The 19,924-nt window shown below is 76.4% G+C and carries 15 protein-coding genes, 1 pseudogene and 1 riboswitch; of the genes and pseudogenes, 7 read left to right on the plus strand and 9 right to left on the minus strand.

Features of this window, described 5'->3' with window-relative positions; translation table 11 throughout:
• Nucleotides 1-13 precede the first annotated feature (13 nt).
• Nucleotides 14-1,225: a hypothetical protein gene (locus GA0070606_RS08570; RefSeq protein ID WP_091096594.1), complete on the minus strand. Its 1,212-nt coding sequence runs from the start codon at nt 1,223-1,225 to the stop codon at nt 14-16.
• Between the two features lie 110 nt (nt 1,226-1,335).
• On the opposite strand from GA0070606_RS08570, the gene GA0070606_RS08575 reads away from it, so the two are divergent.
• The gene (locus GA0070606_RS08575; RefSeq protein WP_091096596.1) at nt 1,336-2,133 is read left to right on the plus strand and encodes a DNA-formamidopyrimidine glycosylase family protein; all 798 of its coding nucleotides are present in this window, start codon (nt 1,336-1,338) and stop codon (nt 2,131-2,133) included.
• 422 nt (nt 2,134-2,555) lie between these two features.
• Complete coding sequence (locus tag GA0070606_RS08580; protein ID WP_091096598.1) at nt 2,556-6,203, plus strand: hypothetical protein; 3,648 nt, start codon at nt 2,556-2,558, stop codon at nt 6,201-6,203.
• On the opposite strand, the gene pspM is transcribed toward GA0070606_RS08580, so the two are convergent.
• The 7 genes and pseudogenes from pspM to GA0070606_RS08615 all read right to left on the minus strand — a co-directional run bounded on the left by pspM (nt 6,204) and on the right by GA0070606_RS08615 (nt 12,760).
• Nucleotides 6,204-6,983: a phage shock envelope stress response protein PspM gene (gene pspM, locus GA0070606_RS08585; protein WP_091096600.1), complete on the minus strand. Its 780-nt coding sequence runs from the start codon at nt 6,981-6,983 to the stop codon at nt 6,204-6,206.
• Between the two features lie 23 nt (nt 6,984-7,006).
• Entirely contained in the window at nt 7,007-7,879 is an 873-nt protein-coding gene (locus GA0070606_RS08590; RefSeq protein ID WP_091096602.1) for a PspA/IM30 family protein, read from the minus strand.
• A 206-nt stretch (nt 7,880-8,085) separates the two neighbouring features.
• Nucleotides 8,086-8,526 (minus strand): helix-turn-helix domain-containing protein, encoded by a 441-nt coding sequence (locus GA0070606_RS08595; protein WP_091096604.1) that lies wholly within the window; start codon nt 8,524-8,526, stop codon nt 8,086-8,088.
• Between the two features lie 368 nt (nt 8,527-8,894).
• A pseudogene (locus GA0070606_RS08600) lies at nt 8,895-9,410 on the minus strand (CinA family protein); the annotation flags it as partial.
• A gap of 70 nt (nt 9,411-9,480) precedes the next feature.
• Nucleotides 9,481-10,074 (minus strand): CDP-diacylglycerol--glycerol-3-phosphate 3-phosphatidyltransferase, encoded by a 594-nt coding sequence (gene pgsA / locus GA0070606_RS08605; protein WP_091096607.1) that lies wholly within the window; start codon nt 10,072-10,074, stop codon nt 9,481-9,483.
• A gap of 77 nt (nt 10,075-10,151) precedes the next feature.
• Nucleotides 10,152-11,702, minus strand: coding sequence for a 30S ribosomal protein S12 methylthiotransferase RimO (gene rimO, locus GA0070606_RS08610; protein ID WP_245724617.1), 1,551 nt, complete (start codon nt 11,700-11,702; stop codon nt 10,152-10,154).
• Between the two features lie 134 nt (nt 11,703-11,836).
• Nucleotides 11,837-12,760, minus strand: a complete 924-nt coding sequence (locus GA0070606_RS08615) for an ornithine cyclodeaminase family protein (RefSeq protein WP_091096608.1) — start codon at nt 12,758-12,760, stop codon at nt 11,837-11,839.
• An 89-nt stretch (nt 12,761-12,849) separates the two neighbouring features.
• A riboswitch (guanidine-III (ykkC-III) riboswitch) is annotated at nt 12,850-12,915 on the plus strand.
• Between the two features lie 60 nt (nt 12,916-12,975).
• Here GA0070606_RS08615 and GA0070606_RS08620 point away from each other — a divergent pair.
• Nucleotides 12,976-13,290 (plus strand): DMT family transporter, encoded by a 315-nt coding sequence (locus GA0070606_RS08620; RefSeq protein ID WP_091107487.1) that lies wholly within the window; start codon nt 12,976-12,978, stop codon nt 13,288-13,290.
• Between the two features lie 113 nt (nt 13,291-13,403).
• Nucleotides 13,404-13,649 (plus strand): hypothetical protein, encoded by a 246-nt coding sequence (locus GA0070606_RS08625; RefSeq protein WP_091096610.1) that lies wholly within the window; start codon nt 13,404-13,406, stop codon nt 13,647-13,649.
• Between the two features lie 146 nt (nt 13,650-13,795).
• Here GA0070606_RS08625 and GA0070606_RS08630 read toward each other — a convergent pair whose 3' ends face one another.
• Nucleotides 13,796-16,249, minus strand: a complete 2,454-nt coding sequence (locus GA0070606_RS08630; protein ID WP_091096612.1) for a DNA translocase FtsK — start codon at nt 16,247-16,249, stop codon at nt 13,796-13,798.
• Nucleotides 16,250-16,363: 114 nt separating this feature from the next.
• On the opposite strand from GA0070606_RS08630, the gene GA0070606_RS08635 reads away from it, so the two are divergent.
• From GA0070606_RS08635 to GA0070606_RS08650, 3 genes are all read left to right on the plus strand, one after another.
• Nucleotides 16,364-16,843: a type III secretion system chaperone family protein gene (locus tag GA0070606_RS08635; protein ID WP_091096615.1), complete on the plus strand. Its 480-nt coding sequence runs from the start codon at nt 16,364-16,366 to the stop codon at nt 16,841-16,843.
• Nucleotides 16,840-18,825 (plus strand): YbjN domain-containing protein, encoded by a 1,986-nt coding sequence (locus GA0070606_RS33205; protein WP_245724618.1) that lies wholly within the window; start codon nt 16,840-16,842, stop codon nt 18,823-18,825. The genes GA0070606_RS08635 and GA0070606_RS33205 overlap by 4 nt, the downstream gene beginning before the upstream one ends.
• Nucleotides 18,826-18,903: 78 nt before the next feature.
• Entirely contained in the window at nt 18,904-19,737 is an 834-nt protein-coding gene (locus tag GA0070606_RS08650) for an isocitrate lyase/PEP mutase family protein (RefSeq protein WP_091096617.1), read from the plus strand.
• The last annotated feature ends 187 nt before the right edge of the window (nt 19,738-19,924 follow it).

Raw genomic sequence — 19,924 nt, forward strand, 5'->3', positions numbered from 1 at the left:
GAGCCGGCGGGCGTCAGCAGGGCGGCACCGTGCCGCCGTAGACCGCCGAGACGTACGCGTGGCTGACGTACTGCCCACCGGCGAGGCGGTTCCACCGGCTGGTGGTGCGATACGGGCCGGCGACGGTCTGCCCGGTCACGTGGCACTGGATGGGCACGTTGGCGTACCGGGCGGCCAGCCCGCGCACCGCGTACGCCGTGCTCGCGCCGGCGCGGACGTTGAGCGGGCCGTCGCCGACCACGCCGCGCGGGCCCGACCCGGTCCACAGGTACGCGACGTCGACCCAAGCGTTGGTGCCGAGCTGCAACCCGTCCCAGAAGGTGCCGTCGGCCAGGTCGATGCCGGCCGGGTTCAGCACCACCCGGCCGAACTGGTCCCGCCCGCCGTTGTAGCCGTACTGGTAGGCGGCCTGCGCCTGGGGCTGGCCCTGCGGGAGGTCCTTCCAGTTCTCCCGCACCGCGCTGAGGTTCCAGTAGTCGTCCCGGGTGTTCCACGGGCCCACGTCCCAGACCGGCGCGTACTCGCAGCGGCTGCCGCTGGTGGTGCACACCCGGACGGTGTAGTCGCCGGTGTCGCGCGGGGCCAGGCCGCGCCGGGACGGCAGCGCGACGAAATGGTCCCGGGGCACGATGGTGTGCCCGTTGGCGGTCGTCTCACCGACCAGGCCGATCCGGGTCGCGTACACCCGGAAGGTGAGGCCGGGGGTGGCGGCGGAGACGGCGGCGGCGGTGTCGGCGGTGAGCCGCACGGCGCGCACCTCGGCGGTGACGCCGGGCCGGCGCGTGTCGAGCACCACCCTGGCCTGCACCCGGGTCACCGGGCGGTCGAAGACGGCCGCGTCGCCCGTGACGGCACGCCACTCGGTCCAGCCGCCCGCCCACCAGCCCCGCACCTCGGCGTCGACGCTCGCGCCGGCGGCAACCCGGGCGGTGATCTGGGCGCGGACCCGGTTGGCGGGCCGCGCCAGGGTGCGGGGCGCGGCGAGGAGCATTCCCTCCGCCACCGGGCCACGGGGCGGGCGGCCGGCGCTCGGGCGGGGGTCGGCCAGGCGGAGCCCGGCACGGGTGTACCGGACGTTGACGTCGTCGGCGTCGACGCGGGAGAGGTCGGTGGCCCACCGCTCGCCCCGGGGAGCGGCGAGCGCGGGGGCCGGGGCGGGCAGCACGGCGGCGGCGAGGACGGCGGTCAGGGCGGCGGCGGGGATCCGACTTTGAGGCATTTTCATGGCGATTCTCCTCAGAACTCCCTGATCCTGCTCTTGTCGGGAGATCAATGGGAACCTCCATACAAATAGCGACACATGCGAATACCGCTCGGGCGAGGGAGGATGGACGGGTGCCCGAAGGCGACACCGTCTGGAACACCGCCCGCGTCCTGCACCGCGCGCTGGCGGGCGCCCGCCTGACCGGCAGCGACTTCCGGGTGCCGCGGCTCGCCGCGACCGACCTCACCGGCTGGACGGTGCGGGAGTCGGCCAGCCGGGGCAAGCACCTGCTGCTCCGCCTCGCCGCCCCGGACGAGGCCCGCTGGACGCTGCACTCGCACCTGCGGATGGAGGGCGCCTGGCGGGCGTACGCGCCGGGGGAACGCTGGACGGCCCGCCCGGCGCACCTGATCCGGGCGGTGCTGCGCGCCGCGCAGGGGGTGGCCGTCGGCTACCACCTGCACGAGCTGGCGCTGGTGCCGACCGCCGAGGAGGGCTCGCTGGTCGGCCACCTCGGCCCCGACCTGCTCGGCGCGGACTGGGACCCGGCCGAGGCGGTGCGCCGGCTCGCCGCCCACCCGGACGCCACCATCGGCGAGGCGCTGCTCGACCAACGCAACCTGGCCGGCGTCGGCAACCTCTACAAGTGCGAGGTCCTCTTCCTGCGCGGCGTCTCGCCGTGGACGCCGGTGCGCGCGGTGCCGGACCTCGCCGGCACGGTCGCGCTGGCGCAGCGGCTCCTCGCGGCCAACCGGGGCCGCTGGACGCAGAGCACCACCGGGTCGCTGCACCGGGGGCAGACCAGCTACGTCTACGGGCGGCGCGCCCAGCCCTGCCGTCGCTGCGGCGCCGCGATCCGCAAGGAGGAACTGGGCGAGCGGGTCACCTACTGGTGCCCCGTCTGCCAGCCGGAACGTCCGGCCGACTGACGACGGTCGGCCGGCGGCCGAGGCGCCGCGGGCCCGGCCGGCTGACGGCGACGCCCAGCGCCCGAGGCGCGGCAGGCCCCGGCGTCCGTCGCGGCGGGCCAACGACGACCGGCGCCGCAGGCCCCGACAACCGGCGCCGCAGGCCCTGACAACCGGCGCCGCGGGCCCCGACGACCGGCGCGGCGGGCCCCGACGACCGGCGCGGCGGGCCCCGACGACCGGCCTCCGTCGGCCGGCGTGTCGGGCGGGACACTCCGCTGCCGCGCCGGGAAGTCGGGTCTCCGCCACAGATAGGGACGATTGGGTACTTCCTAACCCCGCCGCCGCGTCGCATGCTGCGGTTGACTCCTCACGCATCGTCAGCGACGCGCGAGGGCCGCCACGCCGCCGTGGCCGCCCGCGCGCCCGGACCGGGGAGAGCCATGGACCTGTTCCGCAGACTCCGGATCCCGTGGGCGGAGCGGGCGGAAGCCCGCACCGGGGACGACGCCGCCGACGGGCCCCGGCCGGCGGGGCCCGTCCCCTCGGCCCGCCGCCCCGAGGAGCCGGTCCCGGCGCCGGCCAGCCTCGACCCGGCCGCCGTGCCGCGCTGTTTCGGCCCGGTGCCGAACTACGCCCGCAGCCCGCTGCCGGTCGTCGGGGCCGACGGCCGGGTCGTACCCGGCACGGGCATACGGAAGTTCGTCGACGCGCTGCCCGGCCTCGGCACGCTCGGGCGCACCCAGCTCGGCGGGCACCTTCCCGTGGCGGTGCCGGACACCATCAGCTACCCGGGCTGCGACTACTACGAGATCGTCCTGGAGCAGTACGCGCAGCGGCTGCACCGGGACCTGCCGGCGACCCGGCTGCGCGGCTACCGGCAGCTCAACCTCGGCACGGACGCCAACGGGCACAACACCGTCGTGCCGGCGGGACGCCCCTGGCACCTCGGCCCGGTCGTCCTGGCCCGCCGGGGCCGCCCGGTGCGGATCAAGTTCATCAACCAGCTCCCCACCGGGCGGGCCGGAGAGCTGTTCCTGCCGGTCGACCCGACCGTCGAGGGCGCGGGGACGGGCCCTCTCGACGGTCCCGCGCCCTACCCGCAGAACCGGGCGGTGCTGCGCCTGGCGGGCGCGCACACCGGCTGGATCAGCGCCGGCAACCCCTGGCAGTGGGTGACCCCGGCCGGCGAGATCACGCCGTACCCGAGCGGGGTCGGCCTCACCCACGTCCCCGACATGCCGCCGCCCGGCGCGGGCGCCACCACGCTCTACTATCCCAACGAGCAGAGCGGCCGGCTGTGCTGGTTCCACGACAACACCGTCGGCCTGGCCCGGCTGACCGTCTACTCCGGCCAGCTCGCGCTCTTCCTGCTCACCGACCCGGCCGAGGAGGAACTCGTCGCCGACGGCGTGCTCCCCGCCGACCAGTCGCCCCTGGTGATCGAGGACAAGACCTTCGTGCCGGACGACACCCAGCTCGCCGGGGAGGACCCGACCTGGGACCGGGACCGCTGGGGCTCCCGGGGCAGCCTCTGGCACCCGCACGTCTACCAGCCCCGGCAGAACCCGCACCGGGCGGACGGGACGAACCCGACCGGCCGCTGGGACTACGGCCCGTGGTCGCGTACGGCGGAGGAGGCCGGGCCCCGGGAGCAGCGCGGGACGCCCGAGGCCGCCCCGGTGCCGAACCCGCACCACGACCCGGTCGCCGACCCCGACGAGCCGCCGCTGGCGCCGGGCGTGCCGCACCCGTCGGCGGTGCCGGACGCGTTCGGCGACACCATGCTCGTCAACGGCATCGCGTACCCGTACCTGGAGGTCGAGCCGAGGACGTACCGGTTCCGGATCCTCAACGCCTGCCTGGACCGCGCCCTGAACCTCCAGCTATACCGGGCCCGCTCGGACGGGCCGATGTGGGACGCGGAGGGCGACCTGGTCGACGCGGACGCCGGCGAGGTCCCGATCGGGGAGGCGGTCCGGGCGCCGGGCCGACCGGCGGACTGGCCCACGGACGGTCGGGAGGGCGGCGTGCCGGACCCGCGCGCCGCCGGGCCGGAACTGATCCAGATCGGCAACGAGTGCGGCCTGCTTCCCGCGCCGGTGGTGGTGCCCAACCAGCCTGTCGGCTACCGGTACGACCGGCGCGACCCGACCGTGCTCAACGTCGACGCGCACGCGCTGCTGCTCGCCCCGGGGGAGGTCGCCGACGTGCTGGTGGACTTCTCCGCCGTCCCGCCCGGCGCCACGCTGATCCTCTACAACGACTGCCCGGCCCCGCTGCCCGGCTTCGACCCGCGCGCCGACCACCACACGGACGCCCCGGACCGCACCACCGAGGGCGGCGCGCCGCCCACCCGCCCCGGGTACGGGCCGAACACCCGCACCCTGCTCCAGTTCCGGGTCGCCGGCACCCCGGCCGCCCCGTACGACCTGGCCCGGCTGCGCGACCGGCTGCCCCGCGCGTACGCGGCCAGCCAGCGTCCGCCGATCGTGCCGCAGGCGGCGTACGACCCGGCGTTCGGCACCCGGACCGGCCGGGAGACCGTCGTCCCGGTGCACGCCACCACGGTCAGCTTCGTCCCGACCGCCGGCGCCGCCCCCGTGCTGCTGCCGATCGAGGTCAAGGCGGTGCAGCAGGTCTTCGAACCGGAGCACGGGCGGCTGGTGGGCCGGCTGGGTGTGGGCCACCCGCAGGCCGGGCCGCTCTCCCCCGCCACCCTGCCGCTCGGCCCCACCGACCCGGCGACGGAGGTGCTGCACGTCAGCGACCCGGCCGTCGGCGTGAGCGCGTCCGCCGACGGCACCCAGCTCTGGCGGATCCGCGGCAACAGCCGGCAGACCCAGCCGGTGCGCTTCGCCGGCTGCGACGTGCAACTGGTCAACCGGGTCGGCTGGGACGGCGCCACCCGCGCGCCGCACCCCGCCGAGCGGGGCTGGAAGCAGGTCGTCCGGGTCAACCCCAGGGAGGACGTGATCGTCGCCCTGCGGCCGGTCGCGCCGCCCCTGCCGTTCAAGATCGGCGACAGCGTACGGCTGCTCGACCCGGCCCGGCCGGCCGGCGCCCGCACCGGCTCGACCCCGGTCAGCCCGGTCGACGGCCGACCGGCGGTGGTGGTCAACCAGCTCGTCAACCTGGGTTGGGAATACCACTGGCACAGCCAGCTCGCCGGCCAGCGCGACCAGGGCATGACCCGGCCGCTGGTGCTGCGGGTCTCCCCGCGGGCGCCGACCGGGCTGACCGCGACCCCGGCCCCCGGCTCGGCGACCGCGCTGCCGGCGATCGCGCTGGCCTGGACGGGCAACGGCAGCCGCCCGGCGCCCACCAGTCACCTGCTGCAGCGGGCCACCGACGCCGCCTTCACGCAGGGCCTCACCTCGATCACCGTGGCGGCCACGGCGACCCGCTACACCGACGCCACCGTCACGCCCGGGGTGACGTACCACTACCGGATCCGGGCGGAGAACGCGGTGAGCTGCTCCACCTGGTCCAACAGCGTGCCGGCGTCGGTGCAGCTCGCCGCGCCGGCCGGGCTGACCGCGGCGATCCCGCCGGCCGCGCCGCTGCGGATCGCGCTGCGCTGGGCCAACCGCTCCTTCGCCACCGGCATCGACGTGCAGCGGGCCACCAACCCGACCTTCAGCAGCGGGCCGGGCACGACCGCGATCGGGGTCGGCGACAACCACCTCGACGCGGCGGTCGCGCCGGACACCACGTACTACTACCGGGTGCGAACCACCTATCTCGGGGCCGCCTCCCCCTGGTCGACGGTCGGCCGGGTGACCACCCCGCCGGCCCCAGGCCTGCCCACGGGGGTGACCGCCACCGCCACGGCCCCCGGGCCGGACACGGCGACGGTGATCCTCGGCTGGTCGGCGAGCACCCCCGCCGGCCCGGGCGCCGGATTCATCGTGCAGCGGGCGCTGGACCCGGCGTTCGCGCGGGAGGTGGCCACCTTCACCGTCACCGGCCGCGGATTCACCAACACCGGTCTGGCCCGCGGCGTGACCTACCACTACCGCATCCGGTCGTTCAACGTCGTCGGCAGCTCGCCGTTCACCGGCCCGGTGCCGGTCACCACGCCGCCCTGATCAGGGGGTACGCAGCGGCGTGCCGACCCCGCGCAGCTCGGACAGCGCCCCGGCCACGCCGTGCAGCAGGTCGGTCGCCTCGGTCAGCCGGGAGGCGGCCGGGTGGTCGGCGTCGGGGCGGGCGTCCTCGGCGACGTAGCCGGCGGCGGCCACGACCAGCCGCTCGTACGCGGCGACGCCCTGCTCCAGCTGCCCGGTCAACGTCCGGTGCGCCTCGGCCAGCGGCGGCCGGGCGGCGGCCGGGGCGACCCGCAGCGCGCGTTCGACGCTGGCCACCTTGGCGGCGAGGTCCCGCAGCGAGCGGTCGGCCTCGGCGGCCTCCAGCAGGGCGGGCTCGGCCAGCCCGGTCAGCCGGCCGGTCATTCCGGCGAGGGTGAGGGCGGCCCGGTCCAGCCGGGCCCACGGCTCGGCGGCGCTGGTGCCGCGCAGCGCCATCCGGGAGCGGACGCGGCGCACCTCGGCCAGCACGCCGGGGCCGACGGGGAGGCGCTCCACGGCGGCGACCAGGCGGGCGCGGGAGCGCGCGGCGGCCTCGGCCGGGTCGAGCTCCGGCGGCGCCGGCCGGGCGGCCAACGCCCGCAGGTCGATCCAGCGCCAGGCGGCGAGCACCAGCGCGCCGCCCGCCCCGGCCGCCCAGGCCGCGTCGGGCAGCCCGAGCCCGGCGTACGGGGTCAGCACGGCGGCGGCGCCGCCGAGGCCGCCGGCCGTGACGCTCCACCGGCGGGCGGACCGCCGCAGCCGGCCCAGCTGCCGGAAGTACCGCGTGCGCTCGTCTGCCACTGCTGCCTCCTCGACCTGGCCGCTCAGCCGGCGGCCGTGGTGTCCCCGGTGCCGCGTTCCCGGCCCATGCTGGCCCGGATCTCCTCCAGCCGGGCGGCAGCCGCCGGGTCGGCGGCCGGCGCGGCGGGTCGGGCCTGCTCCACGCCCGGCCGCTCCTGCTTGGCGCCGAGCTGCTCGCCGGCCATGCTCGACCGGATCTGTTCCAGCCGGGCGGAGCCGGCCGAGTCGAGGGTCGCCTTCTGGATCTCCAGCATCCGGCCCTCGACGGAGTTGCCGGCCAGCTCGGCGCGACCCATCGCGGTGGCGTAGCGCTGCTCGATGCGGTCGCGCACCTCGTCGAGGGAGGGCGTGTTGGCGGGCGCGGTCAGCGCCGACATCGACTCCAGCGAGCGGGCCACGCTCTCCTGCATCTTGGCCTGCTCGAGCTGGCTGAGCAGCTTGGTGCGCTCGGCGAGCTTCTGCTGGAGGATCATGGAATTGTTCTCGACGGCCCGGCGGGCCTGGGCGGCGGCGCCCAGCGCCTGGTCGTGCAGGGTCTTCAGGTCCTCGGTGGCCTGCTCGGCGGAGACCAGCTGGGTGGCGAGGGTCTGCGCGGACTGCTCGTAGCGGGTGGCCTCGGCCTCGTCGCCCTTGGCGCGGGCCTGGTCGGCGAGGACGAGGGCCTGACGCGCGTTGGCCTGGAGGCGCTCGACCTCCGACATCTGGCGGGACAGCTTCATCTCCAGCTGGCGCTGGTTGCCGATCACGGCGGCGGCCTGCTGGACGAGCGCCTGGTGCTGGCGCTGGGCCTCCTCGATGGCCTGCTGGATCTGCACCTTGGGGTCGGCGTGCTCGTCGATCTTGGCGCCGAAGAGCGCCATCAGGTACTTCCAACCCTTGACGAACGGGTTCGCCATCTCCGCGGTATCCCCTCAGTAGCGTCGCTCCGCCTCGATCCGGCCGGGCGGAACCGGCAGACTCCGGCACGGCCGTGACTCCATCGTCCCAGCCGGAGGCCACCAGGGCATCCGTACCGGCCAGCGGAGCGAGCGCCGATGCCGTCCGCGATCAACCCTACGCGGCGGCCGCCACCGCGACCACGGACGCGGGTGGAGGGGCGGGGTCAGGCGGCGCAGACCACGTCGCGGTCGCCCCCGCGGACCCGCGAGGTGCGCAGGGTGGCCTTGAGGGGCGAATCCTGGCGGACCTGGACGGCGACCTTGCCGTCGGTGCTGACCTGGTGCACGCCCCGGCCGGTGGCCTTGCGCACCGCCACGGGCGTGGTGTCGACCGGCTCGTCCTGCACCGGCACGAGCACGCCCGGCATCTGCTCGGCGAGCGCGACCGTGTCGCTGACCTCGCGCAGCAGCTCGGACAGGCGCGCGCCGAGCGCGTCGCAGATGGCCGCCAGCAGCTCGCTGGACGGCTCCTTCTGGCCGCGCTCGATCTCGGAGAGGTAGCCGAGGCTGACGTTGGCGGCGGAGGAGACCTCGCGCAGGGTGCGGTGCTGCCCCTGCCGGCGCGCCCGCAGTGCGTCACCGATAACCCGGCGTAGCAGGACCATTCGCACCTCCCCTGAGGGACACCACTGTTCCGCACGGCCGGTCGACCCGTCGCGCCGGCCCGACCGTCGGAGCCTTCCCGCAACCGTACCCGTTGCGGGCCCCGCCGACATCCCACCCCGCCTCCCGGATTGCGGAGTCTGTTCAGCGCGGGAATCCGGCCGGCGCCGCCCGGGGTGCGGGTCGGCTCCGCTGGCGGCGCCGGGTCGGGTCAGCGCCGCTCGGCGCCCGCGGTGTCGGCCCGCCCGCCGTCGGGCTCGGCGTCGCCGGCGTCGGGCTCGGCGTCGTGGATGCGCTCAGCGTCGCCGGCGTCGGGCTCGGCGTCGTGACTGCGCTCGGCGTCGCCGGCGTCGTGACTGCGCTCGGCGTCGCCGGCGTCGGGCTCGGCGTCGTGGATGCGCTCGGCGAGCAGCCGCAACGCCTCGATGACCGCCGCCGAGCGGATGTGGTCACGGCCGCCGTCGAGGTCGAGCTCGCGGACGTCGGTGCCGTCGGGCCCGGCCACCGCCACGTAGACCAGCCCGACCGGCTTGCCGTCCTGCGGCTCCGGGCCGGCCACCCCCGTGGTGGCCAGGCCCCAGTCGGCCCCGCAGCGCCGCCGCCCGCCCTCGGCGAGGGCCACCGCCACGTCCGGGTCGACCGGCCCCCGGTCGGTCAGCAGATCCTCCGGCACGCCGGCGAGCTGCGACTTCAGCTCGGTGGCGTAGACCACCAGCCCGCCCCGGTAGATCCCGCTCACCCCGGCGATCTCCACGATCGAGGCGGCCAGCAGCCCGCCGGTCAGGGACTCGACCGTGGCCAGGGTCTGGTGCCGCTCGGCCAGGCTGTGCACCACGCCCGCCGCCGGGCTTCCCACCGGCCGCGCGCCGGCCGCGTCGCTCTCCATGTGCCAGATCCTTCCCCCGCCCCGTGGGCCCTACTCATCCTCCCCGAACCGATCTGACCACCGGGGCGGGTCAGGCGGCGGGGCGGCGCAGGCGGAGGGCCTGGGCGACGTAGTCGAAGCCCGTGACCACCGTCACCCCGACGGCCGCCGCCATGATCCACGGGCCGACGGCGGCCAGGGCGTCCGGCATCGGCCACAGGTACCAGACGATCGCGAGGATCTGCAGCGCCGTCTTGATCTTGCCGCCCCGACTGGCCGCGATCACCCCGCGCCGGATCACCCAGAACCGCAGCGCGGTGATGCCCAGCTCGCGGGCGAGGATCACCGCCGTCACCCACCAGGGCAGCCGGTCGTACCAGGAGAGCAGCAGCAGCGCGGCGCCGGTGAGCGCCTTGTCGGCGATCGGGTCGGCGACCTTGCCGACCGACGTGACCAGGGCGAACCGGCGGGCGATCCAGCCGTCGACCAGGTCGGTCGCCGACGCGACGGCGAAGATCAGACACGCGGCCGTCTGCCAGCCGGCGTGGTGCATCCCCGAGACGACCACGGTCACCGCGAAGACCGGCACCAGGACCAGCCGCAGCGCGGTCAGCGCGTTGGCCGCGTTCAGCACGGGCACCCGGGCCACCACCGGCGCGGGCGTCGAGTCCGCCGCCCCGGTCACCGCCGGGCCCCGCCCCGGCCTCCGTGGCGCACCAGGCACTCCACCACGCGGCTCCCCCGCTCCGTCCGGGCCCGCCGTCACCGTGTTGCGCCGGGCGCAGCCGAGATCATCTCATCCGGCACCGCGACGAGGTCCACGCCTTCGGTCGCCGTGACCGTCGCGCGCACCAGGTCGCCGGGGCGCAGCGCGGCCAGATCCACCCCGCCGCCGGACGGGGCGACGAGGGTGGTCGAGCCGTCGACCTCGGGGGCCTGGTGGGCCGCCCGCCCCTCCACCACGCCGTCGGCGACGGAGTCGACCAGCACCTCGACGGTGGAGCCGAGCCGCTCCTCGGCCCGCTGCGAGCAGAGCTCGTCGGCGAGGGAGCTGAGCCTGTCGTACCGACGCTTCACGGTGGCGGCGGAGACCTTGCCGGACAGGCCGGCGGCCTCCGTGCCGTCCTCGTCGCTGTAGTCGAAGACGCCGATCGCGTCGAGCCGCGCCTCGGTCAGGAACCGGACCAGCTCCTCGTAGTCGGCCCGGGACTCGCCGGGGAAGCCGACGATGAAGTTGCTCCGCGCGCCGGCCTCCGGCGCCAGCGCCCGGGCGCTCGCCAGCAGCTCCAGGAAGCGATCGGTGGAGCCGAAGCGGCGCATCCGACGCAGCACGGGCTCGCTGGAGTGCTGGAACGACAGGTCGAAGTAGGGCGCCACGCCGGGCGTGGTGGCGATCGCCTCGACCAGGCCGGGCCGGGTCTCGGCCGGCTGGAGGTAGCTCGCGCGCACCCGGACGATGCCGTCGATCGCGGCGAGCTGCGGCAGCAGCTTCTCCAGCGCGCGGGGATCGCCCAGATCCTTGCCGTACGAGGTGGAGTTCTCGCTGACCAGCACCAGCTCGCGTACGCCGGTCCTGGCCAGCCACTCCGCCTCGGCGAGCAGCTCGTCGGGCGTACGCGAGACGAAGGCGCCGCGGAAGGCGGGGATGGCGCAGAACGCGCAGCGGCGGTCGCAGCCGCTGGCGAGCTTCAGCGACGCGACCGGGCCGGTGTCGAGCCGGCGGCGCAGCACCTGGCGCAGGTGCGCCGGGGTGTGCTCGTCGGTCTCGGTGACGCCCCGCGTCGGGGTGCCGTGGCCGGGCAGCGACACCGCGCGGTCCCGCCGGGACACCGGGGTGAGCGGCAGCAGCTCGCGCCGGTCGCGCGGGGTGTGCGCGCCGATCCGCTCGCCGGCGACCACGGCGTCCAGCCGGGCGGCGATCTCCGGGTAGTCGTCGAAGCTGAGCACCGCCTGCGCCTCGGGGAGGCTGTCGGCCAGCTCGCGACCGTACCGCTCGGCCATGCAGCCGGCGGCGACCACCTTGGCGCCGGTGTCGGCGGCGGCCAGCAGCGTCTGGATCGAATCCTGCTTCGCCTTCTCCACGAAGCCGCAGGTGTTGACGACCACCACGTCGGCGCCCTCGCCGTCGGTGGTGACCTGCCAGCCGTCGGCGTGCAGCCGGGCGGCCAGCTCCTCCGAGTCGACCTCGTTGCGGGCGCAGCCGAGCGTCAGCAGGGCGACACGACGACCGTCGGCGGACGACAGCTCCGGATCGCGGCGCGGCGCCAGACGTGCCGAGCTGGAGTTGTCGGAAGGGGAGGTGGCAGACACCATCCGAGGGTACCGGGCCGCCCGCGACCCCCCACGCACGCCCGGGCCGGGCGGACGGGCACGTTGGTGACGGATCCGGCAGCGGACGGGCCCCTCCCCGCGCGCCCGGCGGCGGGGGTGACGGACGCCACGCCGGTTCAGACGGTCGTGGCGGCGACCCGGACCAGACGGTCGAGCAGGAAGACCTCCGTGCCGGCCAGGCCGGTGGAGCAGAAGACCGAGATCCCGTCCGCGCCGGTCCGGCCGGGCGCCGCGCCCGCCAGCACCGCGCCCAGGTCGCGCAGCCGTCCGGCGTACGCGGGCAGCGCCGCGAGCATCGGCGGCTCGTACGCGGCGGCCTGGGCCGGCGAGTCCGTGACCAGGAGGTCGGCGGCGTCCAGCAGGTCCGGGCCGAACTCGTGCCGGTCGACCTGCTTGAAGCCGACCGCGTTGACGTGGGTGCCCGGGGCGAGGTCGGCGGCGTCGAGCACCGGGGTGGCGCTGGTGGTGGCGAGCACCACGACGTCGCGGTCGGCCACGGCGGCCCGGGCCGAGTCCACGGCCCGCGCCGGCACGCCCAACTCGGCCCGGACCCGGGCCGCGAACGCCTCCCGCCGGGCGGCCGAGCGGCTGTGCACGGTCACCTCCTCCAGCGGCCGGACGGCGGCGGCGGCCCAGACCTGGGTCCACGCCTGCCGGCCCGAGCCGAGCACCCCCAGGGTGGCGGCGTCCGGGCGGGCCAGGGCGTCCACGGCGGCCCCGCCGAGCCCGCCGGTACGCCGGGAGCCCAGCTCCTCCCCCACGGCCACCGCCCGGACCGCCCCGGTGCGCCCGTCGTGCAGCACCACCACCTGCTCGCTCTCCGGGTGCCCGAAGGTGTCGTACGAGCGGAAGCCGTACCACTCGCCGGTGAGGTGCCCGGCGGTGAGCACCATCCGGCCCCCGCCCAGCGGCGCGGCGGCCCGGGGCGGGGCCACGAGGCGGCCGGCGTACGCGGCGAGCATGGCGTCCCGCATGGCCGCCACCGTGGTGGGGGCGTCCAGCGCGGCGGCGACGTCGGCGTCGGAGAAGAGCAGCGGCATACGTCCATACTGCAAGCTGAAGTGAAGTTGAGGTCAACGGAGGGTGGTCGGGTTCACGCCGCGCGCCGCCGGCCGGTGCTAGCGTCGGTGACGGCGGCCCGAGGGCCGTCCCGGACGAGTCGAGGGCGTACCCGGTCAGGCTAAGACGCCCCGAGGTGGTACGACCGACTCGTCCCGGCCCCGGTGGTCCGGGCGCTACCGCAGAGGTGATCTTCATGGCCTGGATCGTGCTGGTGATCTCCGGACTCCTGGAGACGGCGTGGGCGATCGCCCTCGACCGCAGCGCCGGCTTCAGCCGGCCCGTCCCGTCGGTGGTCTTCGTGGTGACGCTGGTGCTCAGCATGGCGGGGCTCGCGTACGCGCTGCGCGAGATCCCCGTCGGCACCGGCTACGCGGTCTGGGTCGGCATCGGCGCGGTCGGCACCGCCCTGGTCGGGATGCTCGCGCTGAACGAGCCGGCCAACCTGCCCCGGATCGCCTGCCTGCTGCTGGTGGTCGCCGGGGTCGTCGGGCTCAAGATCTTCCACTGAGCACCGTCCGGCGAGGGGGACGCGCCGGGCCGTCCCGCGCCGAGGCGTGACGAACGGCCACAGTGGGTAGATGTCGGCCTGGCAACGCAGGCTCTCACCCACCGGAGGCAGACATGGCCGACATGCACACCACCGCCCGCCCGCGCAGCGGCGCCGCCCGCATCTGCACCATCCTGGGCTTCGTCTTCGCGGTCATCGCGATCCTGTTCCTGCCGCCGCTGTTCGGCCTCGCCGGCCTGATCCTCGGGATCGTCGGCGCCGTGCTCGGCGACAAGCCGCTGGGATGGTACGCCGCCGTCGCCAGCGTGGCGGGGGCGATCCTCGGCATGGTCATCGGCGCCGCCCTCTACAACTCCTGACCGCCGCTCCCCCGCGGTGACGGGCCCGCCGGATCCCGGCGGGCCCGTTTCGCATCCGCGCGCCCGTTGCCATCCGGCGCGCCCGTTCGCGTCCGGCGGGCGCGTTCGCGTCCGGCGGGCGCGGGCGGTCCGGTCGGAGTCGGCCCCTACTCGTCTCCGCCGCGCAGGCCGACCAGGACCTCCTCCAACTCGTCCGGCTTGACCAGCACGTCGCGCGCCTTGGAGCCCTCGGACGGGCCCACGACGCCCCGGGTCTCCATCAGGTCCATCAGGCGCCCGGCCTTGGCGAAGCCGACCCGCAGCTTGCGCTGGAGCATCGACGTCGAGCCGAACTGCGAGGTCACCACCAGCTCGACCGCCTGCACCAGCAGGTCGAGGTCGTCGCCGATCTCCTCGTCGATCTTCTTCTTGCCGGCGTCCGGCGCGACGAGCACGTCCGGGCGGAACTCCGGCTCGCGCTGGTCCTTGCAGAACTTCACCACGTCGGCGATCTCGCGCTCGGTCACCCAGGCGCCCTGGATCCGGATCGGCTTCGACGCGCCCATCGGCAGGAACAGGCCGTCGCCCCGGCCGAGCAGCTTCTCCGCGCCCGGCTGGTCGAGGATGACCCGCGAGTCGGCCAGCGACGAGGTGGCGAACGCCAGCCGGGACGGCACGTTCGCCTTGATCAGGCCGGTGACCACGTCGACCGAGGGGCGCTGGGTGGCCAGCACCAGGTGGATGCCGGCCGCGCGGGCGAGCTGGGTGATCCGGACGACCGAGTCCTCCACGTCGCGCGGGGCGACCATCATCAGGTCGGCCAGCTCGTCCACGATCACCAGCAGGTACGGGTACGGCCGCATCTCCCGCTCGCTGCCGGGCGGCGCCTTGATCTCGCCGTTGCGCACCTTGCGGTTGAAGTCGTCGATGTGCCGCACGCCGTTGGCCGCGAGGTCGTCGTAGCGCATGTCCATCTCGCGCACGACCCACTCCAGCGAGTCGGCGGCCTTCTTGGCGTTGGTCACGATCGGGGTGACCAGGTGCGGGATGCCCTCGTAGCCGGTCATCTCGACCCGCTTCGGGTCGATCAGCAGCAGCCGCACCTCGTCCGGGGTGGCCCGGGTGAGGATGGAAACCAGCAGCGAGTTGAGGCAGGAGGACTTGCCCGCGCCGGTGGCGCCGGCGATGAGGATGTGCGGCATCTTGGCGAGGTTGGCCACCACGTAGCCGCCCTCGATGTCCTTGCCGAGCGCCACCACCATCGGGTGGTGGTCGCTGGTGGCGGCCCGGGAGCGCAGCACGTCGCCGAGCGCCACGTTCTCCGGGTCGGTGTTCGGGATCTCCACGCCGACCGCGCTCTTGCCCGGGATCGGGCTGAGGATCCGCACGTCCGGCGACTTCACCGCGTACGCGATGTTGCGGGAGAGCTGGGTGATCCGCTCGACCTTGACGCCCGGCCCCAGCTCGACCTCGTAGCGGGTGACGGTCGGCCCCCGGGTGAAGCCGGTGACCTCGGCGTCCACCCCGAACTGGTCGAAGACCCCGGTGAGAGCGGCGATCACCTCGTCGTTGGCCTTGCTGCGGGTCTTCGGCGCGGCGCCGCTGCTGAGCATGTTGGCCGGCGGCAGCGTGTAGTCACCGGAGAGACCGGTGAGCGCGAGCTGCTCGGCGCGGGTGGGCGCGGGAGAGTGCTCCGGCGGATCGACCGGCTTGCGGCTGGCGGGCACCTTCGACGGCGGCTTCCGGGGCAGGACCAGGGTCTCCTGGAGGTCCATCCCGTCGAGGTCGTCGTCGAACTCCGCCGGGTCCGGCGGCGGCGCCGCCCGCTTCGTCGCGCGCTTGCGGGCAGGCTTCACCGGCGCCGCTTCCGCCTCCTCGGCGGCCGGCGGGGCGACGAGGGTGCCGGCCAGCAGGCCGAGCCGCTCCGGGACCTTGTTGATCGGCGTCGCGGTGACCACCAGCAGGCCGAAGACCAGCAGCAGGAGCAGCAGCGGCACGGCGACCCAGGCGGTGACCGCCCGTTCCAGCAGGCTGCCCACGCCCGCACCGACCAGGCCGCCGGCGAAGTCGCGCTGGACGGCGTCGACCGGGTCCTGTCCGATGTGCAGCATCGCGGCGGTGGCGACCAGCATCGAGCCCCAGCCGACCAGCCCTCGGCCGCGGTGCTCCGGGTCCGCGGGCTCGCGCATGAGCCGCCAGGCGCCGATCATCAGCAGCACCGGCACCACGATGGCGATCGCGCCGAGGAAGAGCCGGACGGTGTCGGCGAGCTGCTCGCCGACCGGGCCGGCGCCGGAGAACCAGATGGCCACCGCGCTGAGCAGGGCGAGGCCGAAGACCAGCAGGCCGGCGCCGTCGCGGCGGTGCTCCGGGTCGAGCCCCTTGGCCGAGGCGGCCTGCCGGCCGGCGGCGCGGAACGCCCAGCCGACGCCGTGCGCCAGCCCCATCCACAGTGCGCCGACCGCCCGCCCGACGAGGAGCCCCGGGCCCGGCCGCGCCGCGGGCCGCCGCCGGGGGGTCGCCCGGGCGGCCTTCTTCGCCGGCTGACGGGCACGGCTGTTCGTGGTGCCACGCGGCGACGCGCCGCGCCGCCGGCTCGCCTGAGAGGTACGGCCCGCCATAGCATCAACTTAACGGCGCGACCCGGCAGATCGCCGCTTTTCCGGGTCGTGTCCGCGCGTCGCAGCGCGGAACCCGCCGCGTCACGTGATATCTGCCTCAGGAGGGATGCCCCCATGGCGTCGCCGGGTACCGAGGACGGTTCGGACGGTCCCCTGGCCGGGCACCCGGGGGCGCTGCGGCCGTTGACCGGTGAGCTGATCGCGGCCGTGCTGCGCAGCCGGGGCTACGCGGTCCAGGCCGACGCCGACGGCGACCTGGTCGGTCGCTGGGCCGACAGCCTGATCTGGTTCCTGCGGCCGGGCGCCGCCGGTGAGCTGCTCCAGGTCCGCACCCTCGCCGCGCCGACGTTCCCCATCGAGTACGTCCCGGCGCTGCACGCCTTCTGCAACGCGTGGAACCACGACCGGCTCTGGCCGAAGGCGTTCGTGCACGTGGAGGACGACGGGCGGGCCCGGGTCTGCGGCGAGGTCATCACCGACCTGGAGCGCGGGGTCACCCCGCACCAGCTCGACCAGTTGCTCGACTGCGGCATCGCCACCGGCTGTCAGCTCGCCACCGAGGTCGCCCGGCTCCCCGGCGGGGTCGTGGCGTGACGGGTCGCGGCGGTGAACCGGCCGGCCGCCGGCTGGATCCGTTCGGGTCCGTCGGCCGGTGGGGCGGGCGCCGGCGCGGCGGGGGCAGCCGCGACGCGGCGCTCGCCGAGGCGCTCGCCGACGCCCGCGACGCGCCGGACGGCGAGGCGAGGTGCGCGGAGCTGGAACGGATCGCCGCGCACGCCGACGCCGCCGGCGACGACCGGTCCGCCGTCGAGGCCCGGCTCGCGCTCATCGAGGCCTACCTGTTGCACGGGGAGCGGTGGCGGCTCGTCGAACCGGTGCGCCGCTGCCTCGCCGCCGTCGACCGCCGCCCCGACCTGCTGCCCGGCCCGGACGCCGGGCTGCTGCTGCGTTACCAGCGCTACGCCGTGGAGGCCCTGCTCGGCAGCCCGCGGGTCGGGCTGGACCAGGCCCGCTCCATGCTGGACGACCTCGCCGCCCGGGCCGCCCGCCTCCCCGGCCCGCCCGGCGTGGACGACGCCGCCGGCCCGGCCGGCGCGGCCGGCCCCCGCGATGCGCCCGGTCCCGCGTCGCCGACCGGCCCGGCGCGCCCGACCGCCTCGGGTGGCACGACCGCCTCGAGCAGCACGACCGGCCCGGGCAGCACGACCGGCCCGGGCAGCACGACCGGCCCGGGCAGCACGACCGGCCCGGGCAGCACGACCGGCCCGGGCAGCACGACCGGCCCGGGCAGCACGACCGGCCCGGGCAGCACGACCGGCCCGGGCAGCACGACCGGCCCGGGCAGCACGGCCGAGCCGGGCAGCACGGCCGGCCCGGGCGGCGACGTGGAGGTCGTCGCCGAGCTGCGCTGCCGGATCGCCGACCACGTCGGCGACGAGCCCACCGCCCGGGAGTGGTTCGCCCGGTGGTCGGCGGCCGGGGCGGGACCGGCCGGCGGCTGCCCGGGCTGCGCGCCGGCCCGCCGGGCGGAACTGCTCGCCGGGTGGGGCGACCCCGGGGCGGCGCTGGACGCGCTGGCGGAGGCGCCCGACGGCGCGGGCGGCTGCACCGAGCAGCCCGAACGGTCGCTGGCCGCCGGGCTGCTGCCCTGGCTGCGGGCCGGGCAGCCGGAGCGGGCGGCCGAGGCGCACGTGCGGGCGTACCGGCGGCACCGGCGGGAGCCGTCCGCCTTTCCGTACCTCGCCGCGCACCTGCGGTGGTGCGCGCTGGGCGGGTACCCCGCCCGGGGGCTGGACATCCTCGCCGAGCAACTGCCCCGGCTGGACCGGCCGCACGACGACCTCTCCGCGATGGAGTTCGCCGCCGCCGGCGCGCTGGTGTGCGCGCTCGCCGTCGAGGCGGGGCTGGGCGGGCGGACGGTGCACCGACCGGGGTACGCCGGCCGGCCGGCGGCCGACCTCGACGTGGCCGCGCTCGGCGCCGCCCTGCTCGGGCTGGCCACCGGGCTGGCCGGCAGCTTCGACGCCCGCAACGGCACCGGGCACCAGTCGGGCCGGATCGCGTCCTGGCTGGCCGAGCGTCCGCTCGCCACGCCGGTGCCGCTGCCGCCCGACGACGCGCCGGGCGACGACCCCGGCGGCCCGGCCGACGACGGCACGCCCGACGACGGGGAGCCCCGCCCGCTCAGCCTGGAGATGATCACGGCCGCCCTGGACCGGCGCGGGGACCGCTACGCCGTGGACGCCACCGGCACGGTGGTCGGCCGGTGGGGCGAGGCGTTGATCCAGTTCCGGCAGGCCGGCGAGCGGGGCGAGATCCTGCGGGCGCGCTCGGTGGCGAGCCGCCGGCTGCCCGCCGACCGGCTGGCCGAGGCGTACGCGTTCTGCAACGCCTGGAACCACGACCGGCTGCTGCCGAAGGCGTACGTGCACGACCTCGGGGGCGAGCTGGTGCTGGCCGGCGACGTCAGCACCGACCTGGCGCACGGGGTCGCGCCGGCCCAGCTCACGGTCCTGCTCGACGCGGCCGTCGACACCGGCGTCGCGTACGCCGAGGCGGTGGCGGCGCTGCCCTGAGCGGGCCGGCGCGGCCGCCCGCCGGCGAGGTCCGGAACCCGCCGGACGATCTCCGCCCGCCCTGATGGACTCGTCGCCATGACGACGACGCAGCAGCAGCACGCCGCCGAACTCCTGCACTCCCTGCACCGCCCCGGCTCCCCGCTCGTCCTGCCCAACGCCTGGGACGCGGCCGGCGCCCGGATCGTGGCCGACTGCGGGGCGGCGGCGGTCGCCACCACCAGCGCCGGCGTCTCGTGGAGCCTGGGTGCCCCGGACGGCGACGAACTGGACCGGGAGCGGGCCCTGGCGGTGGTCGCCCGCGTCGCCGCCGCCGTCACCGTCCCGGTCACCGCCGACATCGAGAGCGGGTACGCCGCCGACCCCGCAGGGGTCGGCCGCACCGTGACCGGCGTGCTGACCGCCGGCGCGGTCGGCGTGAACATCGAGGACGCCGCGCCGGCCGGGACGGCCCCGTTGCGCCCCGTCGACGAGCAGTGCGCCCGGATCCGGGCCGCCCGGAAGGCCGCCGACGCGGCGGGCGTACGACTCTTCGTCAACGCCCGCACCGACGTGTTCCTGCGGGCCGCCGGCGACCCGGCGGACCGGCTGGCCGAGACGCTGCGCCGGGCGTCGGCGTACCGGGCGGCGGGCGCGGACGGCGTCTTCGTGCCGGGTGTCGTCGACACCGGGACCATCGCCGCGCTGGTCGACGGGATCGACGGGCCGGTCAACGTGCTCGTCGGGCCGGGCGCGCCGCCCGTCGCCACGCTGGCCGGGCTCGGGGTGGCCCGGGTCAGCCTCGGCTCGGCGCTCGCCGAGGCCGCGTACGGGCTGGTCCGCCGGGCCGCCACGGAGGCGCTGCGCTCCGGGTCGTACGACTCGCTCGCCGGCGCGATCGGCTACGGCGAGCTGAACGCGCTGCTGGCCTGAACCGGCCGGCCCGGCGAAGCGCCGGCGCCCGACCGGGCCAGGCGACGCGCGTCGCCCGGGCCGTCGGCGAGCGGCCGGGCCCGCCCCGCGAACGCGCCGCCGGTCGCGGGGCGGGCCGCGCTGTCCGCCATTCGACACCGGCGCAACCCGGCCCCCCGGTCGGGTGTGGTCTCTGCGTCACCCGCAC

It is taken from the genome of Micromonospora citrea (assembly GCF_900090315.1).
Taxonomy (GTDB): Bacteria; Actinomycetota; Actinomycetes; order Mycobacteriales; family Micromonosporaceae; genus Micromonospora; species Micromonospora citrea.

Coding starts and splice junctions, on each gene's coding strand:
- GA0070606_RS08570 (WP_091096594.1), bottom strand. CDS start 1,225: ATGAAAATGCCTCAAAGTCGGATCCCCGCCGCCGCCCTGACCGCCGTC.
- GA0070606_RS08580 (WP_091096598.1), top strand. CDS start 2,556: ATGGACCTGTTCCGCAGACTCCGGATCCCGTGGGCGGAGCGGGCGGAA.
- GA0070606_RS08590 (WP_091096602.1), bottom strand. CDS start 7,879: ATGGCGAACCCGTTCGTCAAGGGTTGGAAGTACCTGATGGCGCTCTTC.
- GA0070606_RS08595 (WP_091096604.1), bottom strand. CDS start 8,526: ATGGTCCTGCTACGCCGGGTTATCGGTGACGCACTGCGGGCGCGCCGG.
- rimO (WP_245724617.1), bottom strand. CDS start 11,702: ATGGTGTCTGCCACCTCCCCTTCCGACAACTCCAGCTCGGCACGTCTG.
- GA0070606_RS08615 (WP_091096608.1), bottom strand. CDS start 12,760: ATGCCGCTGCTCTTCTCCGACGCCGACGTCGCCGCCGCGCTGGACGCC.
- GA0070606_RS08620 (WP_091107487.1), top strand. CDS start 12,976: ATGGCCTGGATCGTGCTGGTGATCTCCGGACTCCTGGAGACGGCGTGG.
- GA0070606_RS08625 (WP_091096610.1), top strand. CDS start 13,404: ATGGCCGACATGCACACCACCGCCCGCCCGCGCAGCGGCGCCGCCCGC.
- GA0070606_RS08630 (WP_091096612.1), bottom strand. CDS start 16,249: ATGGCGGGCCGTACCTCTCAGGCGAGCCGGCGGCGCGGCGCGTCGCCG.
- GA0070606_RS08635 (WP_091096615.1), top strand. CDS start 16,364: ATGGCGTCGCCGGGTACCGAGGACGGTTCGGACGGTCCCCTGGCCGGG.
- GA0070606_RS08650 (WP_091096617.1), top strand. CDS start 18,904: ATGACGACGACGCAGCAGCAGCACGCCGCCGAACTCCTGCACTCCCTG.